We start from the raw sequence: 19118 nt of genomic DNA, 5'->3' as shown, positions 1-19118 counted from the left end.
ATGTCAAAACACATTATTCCACATAGCTACCAAATCTCTAAAAAAGACAGGATAGCTTCTAATAAACACAACTCGTTTTTAATTTGGTTTACTGGGCTCTCGGGTTCAGGAAAATCGACTATTGCAAATTTGGTTGAGAAAGCACTATTTGAAAACGGTGTAAATACGTATTCCCTTGATGGTGATAATATTAGAAAAGGGATTAATAACGATCTTTCTTTTGCACCAGAAGATAGAACCGAAAACATAAGACGAATTGCAGAAATTGCAAACCTTATGATCGATGCAGGTTTGGTCGTTTTAGCCGCTTTTGTATCTCCTTATAAAAAAGACAGAGAGAACATCAGAACTATCGTTAAAGATGTTAACTTTGTCGAAGTTTATATCAATACCAGTATTGAAGAATGTGAACGACGTGATGTGAAAGGGCTTTATAAAAAGGCGAGAGCAGGTGAAATCAAGAATATGACTGGCATCTCTGCACCTTATGAAGCACCAGAACAACCAGATATTGAGATTAAAACAGAGGATGAATCTATTGAAGATTCTGTAAAAAGAATAGTAGATTTTATAACACCAAAATTACAACTCAACAATGAGTAAGTATTATTTAAATTATTTAGACGAATTAGAGAGTGAAGCAATTTATGTTTTACGTGAAGTATGGGCACAATTTGACAATCCAGTTATTTTATTTTCTGGTGGTAAAGACTCTATTTTAGTAACACATTTGGCGAAAAAAGCCTTCTATCCTGCAAAGATCCCTTTTCCTCTAATGCATGTTGATACAGGTCATAATTTTCCTGAAACTATTAAGTTTAGAGATGATATCATTAAAGACTTAGGTGTCGAACTTATTGTTGGCTCTGTACAAGAATCTATTGACGAGGGAAGAGTAGCAGAGGAGCGAGGAAAGAATGCAACTAGAAATGCACTTCAAATAACTACTTTGCTAGATGCCATAGAATCGAATAAAATTGATTGTGCCATTGGTGGTGGAAGACGTGACGAAGAAAAAGCAAGAGCAAAAGAACGTTTCTTTTCGCACAGAGATGATTTTGGGCAATGGGATCCTAAAAATCAACGACCAGAATTATGGAATATTTTCAACGGAAAACATTTCGAAGGAGAACACTTTAGAGCGTTCCCAATAAGCAATTGGACAGAGATGGATGTATGGAACTATATCAAAAGAGAAAACATTGCTATTCCTTCTTTATACTTTGCTCACCAAAGAGAAGTGGTTTGGAGACAAGACAGTTGGATCCCAAATTCAGAATTTTTAATCCTTGAAGATCACGAAGAGATCGTGACTAAAAAAATACGATTTAGAACACTAGGAGATATTACCATTACAGGAGGTATCGAATCTGATGCTGATACTTTGGAAAAAATCGCAGATGAAGTTTCTGGAATGCGTCAAACAGAACGAGGAAATAGAAGTGACGATAAACGTTCCGAATCTGCAATGGAAGACAGAAAGCGTCAAGGATACTTTTAATAAGAAATTAAACTAATGTTAGACAATAATCAATTATTACGTTTTACAACCGCAGGAAGTGTAGATGATGGAAAGAGTACACTAATTGGTCGTTTATTATATGATTCAAAATCTATATTTGAAGATCAGCTTCAAGCTATAGAAAACACAAGTAAAAAGAAGGGACATGATGGTGTAGATTTAGCCCTTTTTACTGATGGTTTAAAAGATGAACGCGAACAAGGAATTACTATTGATGTCGCGTATAGATATTTTACAACTCCCAAGCGTAAATTTATAATTGCTGATACACCTGGTCATATTCAGTATACTAGAAATATGGTTACTGGAGCTTCAACAGCAAATGCCGCGATCATATTGGTCGATGCTAGACATGGTGTTATTGAGCAAACTAAAAGACACTCATTTATAGCGTCTTTATTACAAATTCCACATGTTATTGTGTGCATTAACAAAATGGATTTGGTTGATTATTCTGAAGAAGCTTACAATAAGGTCATTAATCAATTTGAAGAGTTTTCATCTAAGTTATTGGTTCATGATATTCGTTTTATTCCAATTAGTGCTCTAAATGGAGATAATGTTGTAAATAGATCTCAACACATGAGTTGGTATCAAGGCGCTCCGTTACTTCATACTTTAGAAACGATGCATATAAGTAGTGACATCAATAAAGTAGATGCACGATTCCCTGTTCAAACTGTTTTAAGACCTCAAAATGATACACACAGAGATTACAGAGGTTATGCTGGTAGAGTGGCTAGTGGGATTTTTAGAGTTGGCGATGAGGTGACGATAATGCCTTCAGGTTTTACTTCAAAAATAAAGTCAATTGACACCTTAAAAGAAACACTGGATGAAGTGTATGCACCTATGTCTGTTTCTATAACCTTAGAAGATGATATCGATATTAGTAGAGGCGATATGATTGTAAGGTCTAATAATAAACCGGAGCCTGTTCAAGATATTGAGGTCATGCTATGTTGGTTGCATAATAATCCTGCTAAACCAAGAGCAAAATACAGTATTCGCCATACAAGTAATGAGCAAAAGGCTATGATTAAAGACATTGTCTACAAAATAAATATCGAAACTTTAGATCGTAATACAGAAGATAAAGACCTTAAAATGAATGATATTTCTAAGGTAAAAATTAGAACGACTAAACCTCTAATGATTGATTCTTACAGAGAAAACAGAACGACAGGAAGTATTATACTTATAGATGATACAACTAACGAAACTGTGGCTGCAGGGATGATTGTTTAACTTGTGAAAACACCGATATCAATGAAAGTTTCAATAATAGGATGTCTTATCATACTACTTTTGTTTTCATGCTCTAATAAAGCACCAAAACCAGATAACCTTATTCCTGAAGGGAAAATGGTTGATATTATTTATGATGTCTCAATCTTAACTGCGGCAAAAGGAGTAAATAGGAAACTTATTGAAAACAATGGGATATTACCCGAAGAATTTATTTACAATAAGCATAATATAGATAGCTTACAATTTGTGTCCAGTCTTAATTATTATGCTTCTGATCCAGAAAAATATGACAATATTTATACAAGGGTCGACGAGAGAATCCAAGCCAAAAAGGAAAACATTGGAGGCGCAACAAAAAACGATAAAAAAGACGAGCCAATCACAGATAGGTCTAGAGTTCTTCTAACCAAAAAACAAATAGAAGACCTTAGTAAGGGACTTATATCAAGTAAAGTTGGTCTGAGTGTTGAAAAAGAGGCATATGACTTTAACAACAAAACAGTGTTGAAAATGTCAAGAAGCTCTATTACTAGTTCTTCTTATATGTTAATAAGAGACATAAAAATAAACAATGGCGATGAGGTCATTGTTTCTGTTCTTGTTAAAAACACTAACGATAAGAGTGCTTTCGGATTGAGAATTTCTGGGACTTATCCAAATAGAGTTGACGCCATATTTGATCTAAATAATGATAAAGTTATTGGTACAAAGGCTATAGGGTATTTTGAAAACGAAACAGCATCAATTATTTCGATGGAGAACGGCTGGTTTGAATGTAAACTGAAAACTAAAGCTAATATTGATGACGTTCAAATTTTATATGGACCAACTAATATAGACAAACCTATTGGTGTATGGACAGTAAAATCTGATACTCTTTCAAGTGTTCTTACAACAATTCCAATTATTAGTATCGAATAAATTGTACACTAAATCTTGCCTGCACATTTTGATATTGGATGAGTTTCGCCTATCATTGTCATTGAAATAAATTTATGATTAGAATTCGCATTAATACAGCAATTCTTAAGAAGAAAATATGAAAAAAAGCCTGCCCGACTTTTTAATTGTAGGAGCCGCAAAATGTGGCACGACGTCTTTAGGGGATTATTTAAATGAACATAAAGATATGTTTATTTGTAACCCCAAAGAACCAAAATATTTAACATACAGCTTTTTAAAAGATGCTTATAAAGGCGAAGGTGATGATTTCACAAAAAAGAAGGCGATTAAGACTTTAGATGGTTATAAAGACTTGTTTAAAAAAGCAAAATCACATCAGTTAAAAGGAGAATCAAGTGTTGATTTGCTATACTATTACGAAAAAACCATACCTATAATTAAAGAGACTTTAGGAGATCCTAAAATTATTATTATGCTCAGAAACCCTATTAAAAGAGCATTCTCTGCATATTCTCATTTGGTAAGAGATGGAAGAGAAAGCTTATCTTTTATTGAAGGATTAAAGCAAGAAGAGGAGAGGCTAAAACTAGATTACGAGTTTATTTGGGCCTATAAAAAAGCGAGTTTCTATGCTGATGCCACCAAAGCCTTTCAAGATAATTTCACGAATGTAAAAGTTATTATATTTGAAGACTTTGTTAAACATCAAGAAGAAAAAACGAAGGATGTTATAAAATTTTTGGGGATTGAAAACGAACCTAACAGTTTTAATGAAGTGCACAGAAATATTTCAGGAAAACCAAAATCACAGTTGTTAAATACTATTCTCTTGAAAGACAGCTTTGTTAAAACGATGTTTAAAAAACTATTTCCTAGTAGTTTTCGCGCAAGAATTAAGTATGTAATTCAAAAAAACAACTTAAACCCAATTGTGATGAATGAATCTGAAGCTAATTATCTTAAAGGCGTTTTTGATGAGGATATTGATAAACTTCAAGATTTATTAGACACAAACCTATCCATTTGGAAGAAATAAAATAAGCCATAGTAAGTGAAAGCGCTTAAATCATTAAAATCAGTTTTTCTAAAAAAGAGTATCAGTGTTCTTTTCATAAAAGTCTCTGGAATCATTTTACAGTTTGCAGCAATATTTATAATTACTAATAATGCTAGCGATGCGCTTTTTGGGAAATTTAATTTTATGACTTATGCTCTAATCCTATTTGGAGCTATTGGTTTACTTGGGATGAATAATTCCTTTTTACAGTTTTCTGGGAAGCTTCAAGCGCAAAAAAACTTTAATCAAGTCATTTCTTTATACAAAAGAATGCTTGTTATTTTATTTTCTAATTTTCTGGTTATCCTGCTGCTTTATGTTTGTTTAAGTGAATGGATTAACATCCCCTATTTTCAAGATGAGGAGGTCAAAAACCTATCTAATAAAGTTATTATTGTACTTCTGCCTTATACGATTTCAATGTTAAATTTTCAGGTTTTAAGAGGACTAAATTTGCTATATATGTCTGAGATAGCGTCTAATATCTTCCGTTTTGGCAGTTTGTTAGTTCTAGCAGTAACGCTTTATCTTCTAAAGGACTTTTCATATTTAATAGATGGATATATACTTATTTTTTATCTTATAGGTACCGTTACAACCTTTATTATATTTGCACAGCTATTAAAACTAAATAAGAATATACCGTTACTTAAAATAAGTTATAAAGAGATAATTAAAACATCATTCCCGATGTCTTTTAGTCTTATTACACTTCTAATGATGCAGAGTTTTGATGTGTTTATTTTAGAAAAATACTGGTCTTTTGAAAAAGTAGCTTATTATGGCGCTGCAGTTAAAATCACAACAGGAATAGGTATTATACTCACGACTATAAATGCAGTAATAGCTCCAGAGATATCTGAATTATATTTTTCAAAACAATTTAAAGCATTAAAGCAGCTAATTATAAAATCAACAATGTTAAATTTCTATTTAACGATTCCAGCAATACTCTTTATATTTTTCTTTTCTGAAAGAATTTTAGATTTATTTGGAGATAGTTATATTCTTGCAAACTCAGCATTAATCATAATGATCATTGCTCAAATGTTTAATGCGTTTTGTGGATCGGTTGGTGTCTATTTGAATATGACTGGAAGACAAAGAGTCTATCTGTATATTCTAATTGCAGCATTAGTAATAAATATTATCCTCAATTTAGTATTTATCCCAAAACATGGAATGTTTGGTGCAGCAGCAGCTACAGGAGTTAGTATGATTTTTTGGAATGTTGTAGGTGTTATTTATATTTATAAACAGGATAAGATAGGCGTGTTTATTTTGAGTAAATACTTAAAATAGAACACTCAACTTCTAATAGACACTTAGAGTTGTATCATTACATTCAAGTGAACATTCAATAATATAGTTTGCACTTGTCTATTTCATCTTTTGTTTATACTATATTTGCTTTATATTTATTGAAATTCTATTTCTAAATTGGATGTAAGCTAGACTAATGCTTTTTTATCTATAATGACCATAGTGAAATCTTTAAAAGCGCTTTGAAAATATTAATTAAATGAAAGGCAAGACTCTATTTTTATTACTTTTTGTAAGTATTTTTCTGCCTTTGTTAATTTTTACAGCAGTACCTGTTTATCTTAAATTATTATTTACGTTAAACTTCTCTGTCATTTTTATTATGACAATTCTGTATCTCTATAAAGATAGACGATACTCTCCAATATTGGCGGCATTTATTGTTTTTAACTTTTTGTTTTTCATTCTTGCGCCAATGCTTCAAATACATGATGTTTATAAGCTAAATGATTTAAAAATGCCAAATAAAATGATCTATAAAGATTATTTGATGGTAAAAACAAACATCTTCATTTTTATATTTAACATTGTGTTTTTTGTTGCCTATCGTTTTTTTGTTTCTAGGAAATCAAAACTAAAACCTTATAAAAAAGACAAATACTTACCAATCCATATATTGATCTTGTTTGGAATTAGCGTTCTAATTCTTATCGCTAATTTAGATTATATAAAAACGGAATATATCGAGCACAATTATCTCGTACTTGAAGGAACATCTAAGTCGGCCCTTTTGTTGAAGGAAAAAATTATTTTGATGGTGCCTTTTCCTGCGTTTATCTTAAGCGTGTACTATATTAAAAAATGCAAAAAGAAGAACTCAAACTATTATATAGTTATTCTTTTATCCTTATTGTTTTTTGTACTGTTGATGGCGATAAAAAACCCTTTAACAGAAAAAAGAAATGCACTTGGACCTATTTATTTAACTATAATTTTCTTTTTAATACCAAAATTGTTAAACACTAATTTCAAGTCGTTGTTGTTCCTGTTTTTTGCAATGGTCATTATTTTCCCCACAATTTCATTAATCACACATTCGGGCTACTCATTAAAGCAATTGAGGGAAAACCCAAAACTACTATTGTATCAGCTTAGAAATCATGGTGTTTCAAATACGTTTACCACATTAAACTATGATGCATTCATCAACTTTGCGGCAACAATTGAGCATGCAGAAAAAAATGACTTATCCTATGGAAGGCAACTTTCTGGAGGTGTCTTTTTCTTTGTACCCAGAAAAATATGGAACGACAAGCCAATTTCCACAGGTGAATATATAGGTGAATATCTTTCAAGTGAATATGGAGAGAAAGGAAAAAGAAGCTTTAATAACCTCTCCAATCCTTTTGTTTCAGAAGGCTACATCAATTTTGGAATCGTAGGAGTTATTTTATTTGCCATAACATTAGCCTATTTTTTATCAATAATGGTTGTATGGTTAAATGGTCTGGATCCTTTAAAAATTGCTGCTGCATTTTATGCCTCGATGCATATGATATTTTTTCTTAGAGGAGATTTCACTAACGGATATGCCTTTCTTGTAGCCAGTTTTGTGGTTATTTTGGCTATACCTAAAATTTATTTTATTCTATTTAGAACCGCATTAAAAAAACGACCGCAAAATGCCGAATAACAATACTAAAACTGCGACATTTTTATTAAAACTTTTTTTAATAATTAATAGCGCCATTATTTTAGTTCCAGATAAGTTCAAAGGAATTCCTGTTATTGGGCTTTTATTAAGTGCTATATTCTATTTCATAGTCAATAAATCAGATAAGAACCTTAATCTTAAACTATTTAGAGTAAGTACAAGCTTCTTTCTCGTTTTACTCATAAGTATTTCATATTCGGAAAACACAAGTTATGCTTTTAGAAAATTAGAGACAGGCTTATCGCTATTAGCATATCCACTGGTATTTATGTTATTGTATAATTGTAAAGAAAAACTAGACAAAAAACTCATAGAAACATTAAAATGGGTGTTTGTAATCACATTGGCTTTTTTCTTAATTTCAACCTTTACATATTATTTTCTAACCGAACCATACTATACGTTTAAAAGCACAATCATTCACTATCACACTCTGGTAGACTTACGAATTGTTGGTTACGAAATGCACTCTATCTATTTGTCAATGCATATTGGAGTAGGTATCCTATTTTTAATTAACAGTATGTCTAACACACAAAAAACCAAGATTTTATATCATTTGTTTTTACTTGTTTTGTTTTTTGTTTTTCTGGCAATATTGAATAAAAGAGGTCCAATAATAGCCTTAGGTATCGTTGGGATCATCTACCTTATTAGAAGTAAAATTAAAACCAAAGCCCTCATATATGTGTCAGCATTAACTGCTGTTTTTGTTTTAACAATGCTATTTATTCCAAAGTTTAATAACATAAATAGATTTAAAGAATTAATAGATATTGAAGGATTGAGAACAAACCCTAACTCTTCTACAGCCTTGCGACTAAGTATTTATAATTGTGCATTTAAACAAGCGATTAAATCTCCTGTTATTGGCTATGGTTGGGGAGATGTAAAAGGTGTTTTAGATGACTGTTATCAAGATGAAAATCCTAACTTACTATTAAAAAATTATAATACACACAATCAGTTTTTAAGTATTCTCTTATCTACAGGTATTATTGGTTTGATAGTATTCTTATTTTATTTTTATTATCTCTTTAAGTTTTCGAATAAAAATAGAAATCGCTTATTGTTTTTTCTATTATTGTATTTTGGATTAAATATGCTTTCGGAAAACATATTAGAACGTGAAGATGGGGTTATTTTCTTTTCGTTTTTTATTAATTTATTTTTGTTCAATTCTGAAAAGAATCCAGACAAAATAACTGAAGAGTTATAACATCAATTATTTTATTAAATTTTTATAATGAACGTTATACACGTATTAGAAGATTTTTCATTCCAAAGTGGTGGTATTAGGACGGTAGTTTTAGATCTGCATACAAGACTTTTAAATAATAATGTCAATTCTAAGATATTAAGCACACGAAAAGAAGAAGGAGATGAAATCATAAAAGTTGATGGCGACTTAACACCTTGGCGATATTCAAAAAACTTAAAAACCACTTTAAAGAATTTACATGCAAAAAATGAAATTGATGTTATTCATATTCATGGTGTTTGGATGTATCCTCAGTATGCAACTGCCAAGTTTGCAAAACAAAACAACATTCCTTTTTTAATAACATGTCATGGAATGTATGAACCATGGTTGTGGTCGCAAGGCACGCTAAAAAAGAAATTATATTTTAATTTGGTCGTGAAATCTGTGTTTTCAAAGGCTAATTACTTACATGCTATCACAAGTAATGAAGACAAAGAGATAAAAATGTTATTCCCTAATACGCCAACAGTAGAGATCCCAAACCTCATAGACTCAAATCTAGCAACTGAAAATAACTACGACCAAAAGGAAAAGTATGTTTTGTATGTTGGAAGATTAGATCCAAAAAAAGGAATAGATTTACTAATTAAAGCTTTTGCAAACCTAAACCCAAAAGATTTTAAACTAAAAATAGCTGGAGGTTTTAATGATTATAAACAGGAGCTTGACCAATTAGTATCATCATACCAATTAGAAGATAAGGTAGCGTTTTTAGGATTGATCACTGGAGAAGAAAAAGTAAAATTATTTAAAAATGCTTTTGTCTTTGTTGCACCTTCACATTCTGAAGTTGTTGGAATGGTTAACCTAGAAGCAGCTATATTTAAAACACCTGTTATAACAACCTTTCAAACAGGATTGAACGAAAAATGGTCCAGCAATGGAGGACTATTGGTTAATCCAAACGTCACTGAAATAGAATCTGCTTTAAAAACCGCACTTAGCTGGACATTAGAACAAAGAAATCAAAACGGACTTAATCTCTATAATTTTGTTCTAAAAGAGTATTCATGGCAATATCGATTTAACGATTGGCTCAAACTCTATGAAAGTATGCTAAAATAGACCTCTAAAAAGTCATTTCATCTAATAAAATGCGAGTTTTTTTATTTTGCTTAGAGATAAACAAAGGATAATTTTATCTTTGGGATTATTTTAAAGTTGATGAAGAAAAAAATATTAGTTACTGGTGGTTCGGGTTTTATAGGAACTAATCTTATTGAGTACTATAAAGATAATTATGAAGTGTTAAATTTAGATAACACTAAACCAAGAAATGAGTCCCATTCTACATATTGGAAAAACGTTGATATATTAGATCAAGAAAAGACAATACAACTCTTTAATGACTTCCAACCGCACTATGTTCTACATATGGCAGCAAGAACAGATTTAGACGGTAAAACACTAGAAGACTATGCGGCAAACACAACAGGTGTAGAGCATATTATAACTGCCATTAATCAAACACCATCAATTGAAAAAGTCATTTTTGCCTCAAGTAGACTTGTTTGTGAAATAGGCTATAATCCTAAAGACGAATTTGATTATAAACCCTCTACTATTTACGGTGAAAGTAAAATAATAGGTGAACAAATAGTTAGAGATTCTAAAAGTTTAGATGATAATTGGATTATTGTTAGACCAACATCACTTTGGGGACCTTGGTTCGATATTCCATATAAAAACTTTTTTGATTCAATAAAGCGCAAAGTATATGTTCACCCAAAAGGGAAGAACATTTATAAGAAATTTGGTTTTGTTGGAAACTGCGTACATATACTAGATAAACTACTATTTGATAAAAAATTGAATACACAGACGGTTTATTTATCAGATTTTGATACCTTAGAAGTGAAGCAATGGGCAAACATAATTTCAAATAAATTTCATGGCCATAATATCAAATCGGTGCCATTATTTGTATTGAAAACATTAGCAGTATCAGGAGATGTTCTTAAAACAATAGGCTTTAAATCACCTCCAATAACCTCTTTCAGGTTAGATAATATCCTAACAAACATGGATTATGATACAACCAAAGTAGAAGAAGTTGTTGGTAAGTTACCTTATAATTTAGAAGAAGGAACCACTATTACTTACAATTGGTATAAAGCGAATAATTAATGTATCAAAACTTAAAAACATTTAAGGTTCCAGGAGATTTTAGAGGAAAATCAAAAGTTGTTGTTCAGCTGTGGTGGATCGTTGAAAAAACACTTTTTGCATGGTCTCCTCAGTTTTTTTACGGATGGAGGCGGTTCTTATTAAGATCATTTGGAGCAACAATTGGAAAAGGTGTACTCATACGTCCTTCCGCTAAGTTCACTTACCCTTGGAAAATATCAATAGGCGATTACACATGGATTGGTGAAGACTGCATTTTATATAGTTTAGGTAACATATCAATAGGTAAACACGTCGCTGTTGCCCATGGTGTATATTTTAATACTGGGCTTCATGATTATACAAGAGAAAGCTTTGATATTGATCATAAGGAAGTTATTATAGAAGATGAGGCTTGGATCACAAACGATGTCTATATCGCTCCAGGCGTACGAATAGGTAAAGGTTGTGTGATAGGTGCAAGAAGCAATGTATTTAAAGATATGCCAGAAGGTTATATTTGCTACGGAAACCCAGCCACTGCAGTAAAAAAGAGAACATTTGAAGAAAAATAACGTAACAATTATTGGAGTCAACTATTCTCCCGAAGATAGTGCCATTGGTTTATACACAACTCAAAAAGCCGAATATTTAGTTTCAAAAGGATATAACGTGTCAATTATAACAGGTTTCCCTTATTACCCTCAGTGGAAAATACGATCAGATTATAAGGATAAAAAACGTTGGTATAAAGAGACTATTAATGAAGTGTCTGTTTATAGGTATAAACAATACGTTCCTTCTAATCCTTCGTTTTCCAAACGAATCATACATTTACTCAGCTTTACCTTCGGAAATATAATTAATCTGTTCAAAATTGCACGACCAGATCACGTTATCTGCATCGTTCCTTTTACATCTTCTATTCTACTCGGATGGTTTTTAAAATTGAGATATAGATCAAAATTGTGGATTCATATACAAGACTTCGAATTTGATGCTGCTATAGATTCTGGTTTATTGAGTAGCAATAAATCGGTTTTTATAAAGATGATTCTTTGGCTAGAAAGAACCTTATTAAAAAAGGCCGACACCATAAGTACCATAAGTAATGGGATGCTCAAAAAACTGAATTCTAAAGTTAAAAATAAAAAGACATATTACTTGACAAATTGGCTAGACACCTCAAAATTTAGAGTAAAAACAGATCAAATACATCCACATCTAACGTCTAAAAAATTTAAAATCTTATACTCAGGAAATATTGGAGCTAAACAAGACTGGAGTTTTTTCTTTAAGGTTTTAGATCAACTACAAACACTAAACGACATAGAAGTTGTAGTTGTTGGTGAAGGTGCCGAAAAAGAAAATGTTGTAGAGAAGATTAAAACATATGACTTCGTTAAACATTATAATTTAGTACCTTATGAAGAGCTTCCTTTACTTCTATATAGTGCAGATGTACATTTTCTATTTCAAAAAAGCGACGTTATAGATACCGTAATGCCATCTAAGCTACTGGGCATGATGGCAAGTTCAAAACCATCTATAGTTACGGGTAATAAAGATTCTGAAGTGGCTACGGTTTATAAAGATTCTCAAGGCGGATATTATTTTAGTGACGATTCGGTAGATCAAGTAGTAAACTGCATTAAACAGTTAAAAGACGATAAAAATCTTTGCAAACAATTAGGCGAAAATGCAGAGTCATATGTAGTGAAAAACTACTCAAAAGAAAACATCTTAGATCGCTTTATTATGGAGCTTGAAACCTAAACCGTTTTTTTAGATTAAATTATTATAATCTACCACCTTTATTTTTCTATTTTTGCCTTTAAATACTATAATTAATGAAAATATCAGTAATCGGCACTGGCTATGTAGGCTTAGTAACAGGTACATGTTTAGCCGAAACAGGAAATGAAGTACTTTGTATAGATATTGACCAAGATAAAGTAGAACAAATGCAAAAAGGTGTCGTTCCTATATACGAACCTCACTTAGACGTTCTATTTGAACGTAATATCAAAGCTAACAGACTTAAGTTTTCTACTTCACTTTCTGAAGGATTAGATCATGGAGACATCATTTTTTTAGCGTTACCAACTCCAGAAGATGAAGATGGGTCTGCCGATTTATCCTATGTTCTTGGTGTGGCTAAGGACATTGGAAAACATATAAAAGATTATAAAGTAATTGTCGATAAAAGTACGGTTCCTGTCGGAACTTCAGATAAAGTAAAAGCAACCATCTCCAATGAGACTACTGTAGAATTTGATGTGGTTTCAAACCCAGAATTCTTAAGAGAAGGATTTGCTGTCGATGATTTTCTAAAACCTGAACGAATTGTGGTTGGGTCAAGTTCTGATAGAGCCACAAAGCTTATGGAAAAATTGTACAAACCTTTTGTAAGATCAGGTAATCCAATTATTATCATGGACGAGCGCTCAGCTGAACTTACCAAATACGCAGCAAACTCATTTTTAGCAACTAAAATTACGTTTATGAATGAAATTGCTAATTTCTGCGAAAAAGTAGGTGCAGATGTTGATAAAGTTCGAGTTGGGATGGGTACAGATTCACGCATTGGAAAACGTTTTTTATTTCCAGGAATAGGATATGGAGGTTCTTGTTTTCCTAAAGATGTTAAAGCATTATTCAAGTCGGGTCAAGATAATGGCTATGAGTTTGACATCTTAAAATCTGTTATAAAAGTTAATGATACTCAAAAGAAAATATTGATGCCAAAAATCATGTCTCACTTTGATAGTTCTTTAAAAGGAAAGACATTTGGTATTTGGGGTCTGGCGTTTAAACCCGAAACCGATGATATTAGAGAAGCACCATCGTTATATATGATTGAAGAATTGTTAAGTCAAGGTGCTTCATTACGAGTTTTTGATCCTGAAGCCATGTCTAATGTGCAAAGAAAATTAGGAGACAAACTGTATTATGCAAAGAATATGTATGATGTTTTAGAAGATGTTGATGCTTTGATTATCTGTACAGAATGGAGTATATTTAGAACACCAGATTTTAATAAATTAAAATCAAAAATGAAAGCACTAAACATTTTTGATGGACGAAACTTATATGATGTAAACGATGTGAAAAGTGAAGGGTTTTTCTATGCATCAATAGGAAGAAATACAGAAGTTTAATGAAAAATGTACTTATAACTGGAGCCGCAGGTTTTTTAGGCTCGCACTTATGTGACCGATTCATAAAAGAGGGGTTTTATGTTATAGGTATGGACAACTTCATTACTGGTGATAAACGTAATTTAGAACACCTACAGTCTCACCCTAATTTTGAGTTTATAGAACATGATGTGACTCAGCATATTACTGTAGATAAGCCTCTTCATTACATTCTACATTTTGCGTCTCCTGCTAGTCCAATAGATTATTTAAAAATTCCAATCCAAACCTTAAAGGTTGGGTCACTTGGGACTCATAATTTACTTGGCTTAGCAAAGGCAAAAAAAGCAAGATTGTTAATTGCCTCTACTTCTGAGGTTTATGGAGATCCTCTGGTTCACCCGCAAACCGAATCCTATTATGGCAACGTAAATACTATAGGCCCACGAGGTGTTTATGATGAAGCTAAACGCTTTCAAGAGTCGATAACAATGGCATACCATAGGTTTCATGGATTAGAAACTAGAATTGTTCGTATTTTTAACACCTATGGTCCAAGAATGAGACTAAATGATGGAAGAGTTATTCCGGCTTTTATGGGTCAAGCTTTAAGAGGTGAAGATTTAACTGTTTTTGGAGATGGCTCCCAAACCAGATCCTTTTGTTACATAGATGATCAAATCGAAGGCATCTACAGGTTGTTATTTAGCGATTATGTATATCCAGTAAACATTGGAAATCCAAACGAAATTTCGATTCGAGATTTTGCAGAGGAAATTATAAAGCTTACAAATACATCTCAAAAAGTAATTTATAAGGATTTACCAGTAGATGACCCAATGCAAAGACAACCGGATATCTCTTTAGCAAAAAAGTTATTAAATTGGGAACCAAAAGTAAGTCGTGAAGAAGGAATGAAAAAAACCTATGCGTATTTTAAAAGCCTATCACAAGAGGACTTATTTAGAAGAGATCACAGAGATTTTTCAAAACACATAAAACCATAATTTGAGCTTATTTAAACAAGGACGGTACTCAGGGTATTTAAGACCAATTTCATATTTAATTGATTTAAGTATAGTGAATGGTCTTGCTATTTTTTATTTCTTTAAAAACATCGATCCGATTGTTTTTATTGTATTTACATCGATAGCCTGGATTACACTATCAGTGTATTCAAATTTTTATGAAGTCTACAGGTACACAAGAGAGGTTAAAATTTTCTCTTTAACCCTCACACAAATGGTGCTGTTTACTTTGGTAATGTTTTCTTTCTCTGGATATTATCATGATTTAAATATCTATCCTATAACCATTTTTAAGTATATTTTTTCGGTCTTTTTAGGGATTACATTTTTTAAGTTTACTATTTATTATTTACTTCAGAAATACCGTGTATCATTTGGCGGAAACTTTAGGCGAACAGTAATTTTTGGAGCCAATAAAAAAACACAAGCTCTAGAAACCTTCTTCAATAAAAACCCTGAATACGGTTACGTTCATGTCAATACATTCAGCATTAAAGAAAAGAAGGAATCACTAGAAGATTATTTCACCTATATTAAAAAAGAGGATATAGATGAAATCTACTGCTCTATTTCCGAACTGTCCAACCAACAAATTAGTGACATTGCTGATTTTGCAGATAACAACCTTAAAATCTTAAAGTTTTTACCAGACAATAAGGAGATTTATTCTAAAAAATTAAAATATGAGTATTATGATTACATTCCTATTTTATCGCTTAGAAATATTCCATTAGAAGACTCTTTCAATATGGTAATCAAAAGAACATTTGATATCATTTTTTCAAGTTTAGTAGTCATTTTTATCTTGTCATGGCTAACTCCAATAATTGCAATCTTGATTAAGTTAGAATCAAAAGGCCCTGTGTTTTTTAAGCAGTCTAGAAATGGTTTTAATTATAAGGAATTTGATTGTTATAAATTTAGATCAATGACACCTAATAAGGACGCTCACTTATACCAGGCAACACGCGGTGATCAACGAATTACTAAGATTGGGAAATTTATTAGAAAAACAAGTATCGATGAACTTCCTCAATTTTTTAATGTTCTATTTGGTGATATGTCTGTAGTTGGACCAAGACCTCATATGGTGAGTCACACAAATATGTATGCCAAAAAAATTGACAAGTTTATGGTACGCCATTTTGTTAAACCAGGAATTACTGGTTTAGCACAAATAAGTGGGTTTAGAGGAGAAATAGAAACGGATAAGGATATTATTGGTCGTGTAAAATACGATATCTTCTATATCGAGAATTGGTCAATTTTATTAGATTTAAAAATAATTACCCAAACATTTTTAAACGCTGTAAAGGGAGAAGACAAAGCCTACTAGAGATGTGGTTTAAGCTTTTCTAATTGATTATTAAAATTGAAATGGGCTAATGCCTCTTTTTGAATACTTCTTTTTTCTTCTACCGAAAATGTATTGATTTTAGAAATGACCTTGTTTAAATCATTATAATCTCCCGACTTTGCAACCCATCCAAGTTTATGGGCCTCAATAATGCTTTCACCTTCTCCACCACCAAAATAAAGCATTGGCAGACCCAAACGAGCATATTCAAATATTTTTGAAGGAACACTACCATAAATTCTATTTAATAGCGGAATAATCGCGACATCATATTGCATTAAAAGGTTATGTAACTCCTCCCTGGTGACATGGCCGTGATAAAAAACAGGCAACTCGGTATGACTAGATATAAAGTCCTCAATTTTAGATTGCTCAGCTCCAGAACCATAAATATGTAACTCAATATCATTATAATCTAATTCTTGACAGAGTTTATAGATGCCTTGAGCGATACCTAATAAGCCAGCATAAACGATTTTAAGTTTTTTGTGTGTTGTACCTTTTACAATTTCAGGAGGGTTAAATTCAGGGAAATTACGATATAGAAATATTGGTTTTTTTGAAAAAAGGGAAGTCACATGAGTCAATATTTCTTCGCTTTGCCCTAAAACTAAACTTGCTTTTTTGTAATTATAACGTTCTATTCTTTCAAGCATTTTATAGCTAAAGTTCTTTTTAAAAGCACCCAACTCTAGACCAGCTATTGGCCAAAGATCACTCACATTTAAAATGAGGTTTCTTTTCTTTTTTCTTAAAAAGAACAAACATGTAAATGCAACTAAGAGCGGAGGTGATTGTATAATAACTGTTTTTGGAATTTTATGCCACATAAAAAACCAAACCAAACTAAAACTATAAGATAGCATAGCCATTAGGCGCAATAATTTATTCTTAGAATTACTGGCATAAATCCAAAGACGATTAACGGTAATGCCATTTTCTAATGAAATATGCTTGAATTTCCCTTTGTATCCTTCAAAAATTTTACCTGTGGGGTAATTAGGTAAGGGAGTTAAAACATTGACATTAAAACCTCTTTTTTGCAGTCCGTCTGCTAACTGAAAAATTCGATTAGAAGCCGCTCCAATTTCTGGAGGAAAGTAACTTGTTATGATAAGAATATCTTTCACTATAATTAGGTCGTATAGAGGTTTTTAACTCAACAAAAAAAGCAACTAGTGTTTAAGTCTTTTTCAAGTTGGATTCTATAATCTGAGGTTTGCCAGACTTTGTTGGCTTAATCGTATCAACCTCTTCAAATACAATATCTAAACAGTTTTTAGTTAATTTTTGAAGCTTAGATTTAATCTCGTTTAGTATACTCATATCAAATGGCTTTGTTTTATCAACAATATATTCTATTCGAATACGCTCTAAGTCATTTTGAATAATTTTGTACTGTTCTATAGCTTGGTAATATTCTAAAACTCCCGTAAAGCTATGAATATTAAGCGTAACTCCTTGTGTTGTTTTTATGATATCAGTTTCCCTTCCAACAACTTTTTGCAATAAAGGATACTGTAATGATATATGTTCAGGATACTTGTCTTTAGGAAGTTTGATGGCTAGGTCACCCAAGCGATAACGTATTAAAGGCATTGCATAGTTTGTGAGGCAAGTAACTAATACATGTCCCATAACTCCATCATCAACAGGCTTTCCGTCATCATCAACCACTTCAATATAAACATGAGGAGACATGATACTGTAATAATCCGCTTCATGTTTACACGCCATTAATAAACCTTCAGCACAACCATAAGTGTCAACTAAAGAAATGTGTGATCCAAAGGCATTTTTAATGGTAGTTTTATAATGGTCAAATAATTTGTCACCAAAGCAGATCACTCCTTTTACGTTTGGCCGTATTTGATGAGATAGACTTACTTTTGCTAATTGATTTACAACAGAAGGGTAACCAGCTATATATATACTTTTTTTCTTTTTGACTTTGTGCAAAATAGCTTTTAATTCGGTTTCAGATAAACCAAAAGCTTTGACATAGGTCGTTCTAAAAAAAAGATCCTTTAGAGATTTCAAAACGTTTCGCTTTTGTGAAATTCCAAATTGGAGCAACGAATCCCCAAAACGATAACCACTCCATTGCCACCAATGTGTTTGTAGTGCTCGTAAATAAAACGTGTGATCTCTAGTCATATAAGTAAACGATTGCTGACCAGTACTTCCACTACTATGATGTTTATCTAATTTTGAAAGGTTGTATGATCTAGAGACTAAGTCTTCGGTATGTGTTCTTAAAACAGCCTTAGTTAAAATAGGGAAATCAGTTAAAACCGTTGACTTTTGATCTTTATAGAATGGAACATTGGTAACGGCATGATCTAAAATGCGTTGCAGGTTTTGATTTTGAATACTCCTGAGTTCTGTATTAGATTTAAGATCATTTGTTTTCCACTCTTTAATGTACTTTAAATAATTCCCATTAGTAAAAGCATCACCTATAGGTAAAATGAAATGCTTTAGTAACGAGTTGTAGAGTGTCATTAGATATT

At 31.9% G+C, this 19118-nt stretch carries 17 protein-coding genes; 15 read left to right on the top strand and 2 right to left on the bottom strand.

Features of this window, described 5'->3' with window-relative positions:
• From cysC to Q0783_RS04325, 15 genes are all read left to right on the top strand, one after another.
• Window positions 1–603, top strand: a complete 603-nt coding sequence (gene cysC / locus Q0783_RS04395) for an adenylyl-sulfate kinase (protein ID WP_298755412.1) — start codon at window positions 1–3, stop codon at window positions 601–603.
• Window positions 596–1501, top strand: a complete 906-nt coding sequence (gene cysD, locus Q0783_RS04390) for a sulfate adenylyltransferase subunit CysD (protein ID WP_298893575.1) — start codon at window positions 596–598, stop codon at window positions 1499–1501. The genes cysC and cysD overlap by 8 nt, the downstream gene beginning before the upstream one ends.
• 15 nt (window positions 1502–1516) lie before the next feature.
• Window positions 1517–2770 carry a GTP-binding protein gene (locus Q0783_RS04385; protein WP_298893574.1) on the top strand — a complete coding sequence of 418 codons (1254 nt, stop codon included), beginning with the start codon at window positions 1517–1519 and terminating at the stop codon, window positions 2768–2770.
• A 21-nt stretch (window positions 2771–2791) separates the two neighbouring features.
• On the top strand, window positions 2792–3694 hold the full coding sequence (locus Q0783_RS04380) for a DUF4296 domain-containing protein (protein WP_298893573.1): 903 nt from the start codon (window positions 2792–2794) through the stop codon (window positions 3692–3694).
• 118 nt (window positions 3695–3812) lie between these two features.
• On the top strand, window positions 3813–4712 hold the full coding sequence (locus tag Q0783_RS04375; RefSeq protein ID WP_298893571.1) for a sulfotransferase: 900 nt from the start codon (window positions 3813–3815) through the stop codon (window positions 4710–4712).
• Between the two features lie 15 nt (window positions 4713–4727).
• On the top strand, window positions 4728–6035 hold the full coding sequence (locus Q0783_RS04370; protein WP_298893569.1) for an MATE family efflux transporter: 1308 nt from the start codon (window positions 4728–4730) through the stop codon (window positions 6033–6035).
• A 220-nt stretch (window positions 6036–6255) separates the two neighbouring features.
• Window positions 6256–7689: an O-antigen polysaccharide polymerase Wzy gene (locus Q0783_RS04365; RefSeq protein WP_298893567.1), complete on the top strand. Its 1434-nt coding sequence runs from the start codon at window positions 6256–6258 to the stop codon at window positions 7687–7689.
• Window positions 7679–8929 (top strand): O-antigen ligase family protein, encoded by a 1251-nt coding sequence (locus Q0783_RS04360; protein WP_298893565.1) that lies wholly within the window; start codon window positions 7679–7681, stop codon window positions 8927–8929. Before Q0783_RS04365 ends, Q0783_RS04360 begins: the two co-directional genes overlap by 11 nt.
• Window positions 8930–8956: 27 nt before the next feature.
• The gene (locus Q0783_RS04355; RefSeq protein WP_298893564.1) at window positions 8957–10039 is read left to right on the top strand and encodes a glycosyltransferase; all 1083 of its coding nucleotides are present in this window, start codon (window positions 8957–8959) and stop codon (window positions 10037–10039) included.
• Window positions 10040–10138: 99 nt separating this feature from the next.
• Window positions 10139–11101: an NAD(P)-dependent oxidoreductase gene (locus Q0783_RS04350; protein WP_298893562.1), complete on the top strand. Its 963-nt coding sequence runs from the start codon at window positions 10139–10141 to the stop codon at window positions 11099–11101.
• Window positions 11101–11655, top strand: a complete 555-nt coding sequence (locus Q0783_RS04345; protein WP_298893560.1) for a WcaF family extracellular polysaccharide biosynthesis acetyltransferase — start codon at window positions 11101–11103, stop codon at window positions 11653–11655. The genes Q0783_RS04350 and Q0783_RS04345 overlap by 1 nt, the downstream gene beginning before the upstream one ends.
• Window positions 11642–12856, top strand: coding sequence for a WcaI family glycosyltransferase (locus Q0783_RS04340; protein WP_298893558.1), 1215 nt, complete (start codon window positions 11642–11644; stop codon window positions 12854–12856). Before Q0783_RS04345 ends, Q0783_RS04340 begins: the two co-directional genes overlap by 14 nt.
• 74 nt (window positions 12857–12930) lie before the next feature.
• Window positions 12931–14241, top strand: coding sequence for a UDP-glucose/GDP-mannose dehydrogenase family protein (locus Q0783_RS04335; protein ID WP_298893556.1), 1311 nt, complete (start codon window positions 12931–12933; stop codon window positions 14239–14241).
• A complete protein-coding gene (locus Q0783_RS04330; protein WP_298893554.1) occupies window positions 14241–15227 on the top strand; it encodes a UDP-glucuronic acid decarboxylase family protein in 987 nt (328 codons plus the stop codon). Before Q0783_RS04335 ends, Q0783_RS04330 begins: the two co-directional genes overlap by 1 nt.
• Window position 15228: 1 nt before the next feature.
• Window positions 15229–16584, top strand: coding sequence for an undecaprenyl-phosphate glucose phosphotransferase (locus tag Q0783_RS04325; protein WP_298893553.1), 1356 nt, complete (start codon window positions 15229–15231; stop codon window positions 16582–16584).
• Here the strand turns inward: Q0783_RS04325 and Q0783_RS04320 are convergent.
• A complete protein-coding gene (locus Q0783_RS04320; RefSeq protein ID WP_298893552.1) occupies window positions 16581–17735 on the bottom strand; it encodes a glycosyltransferase family 4 protein in 1155 nt (384 codons plus the stop codon). The two genes, Q0783_RS04325 and Q0783_RS04320, sit on opposite strands and share 4 nt — an antisense overlap.
• Before the next feature lie 52 nt (window positions 17736–17787).
• Window positions 17788–19110, bottom strand: a complete 1323-nt coding sequence (locus tag Q0783_RS04315) for an AMP-binding protein (protein ID WP_298893549.1) — start codon at window positions 19108–19110, stop codon at window positions 17788–17790.
• Window positions 19111–19118: the final 8 nt, after the last annotated feature.

Origin of the sequence: uncultured Psychroserpens sp. (assembly GCF_947500255.1) — a bacterium.
Taxonomy (GTDB): domain Bacteria; phylum Bacteroidota; class Bacteroidia; order Flavobacteriales; family Flavobacteriaceae; genus Psychroserpens.
This window is presented reverse-complemented; position numbering and strand designations above follow the sequence as displayed.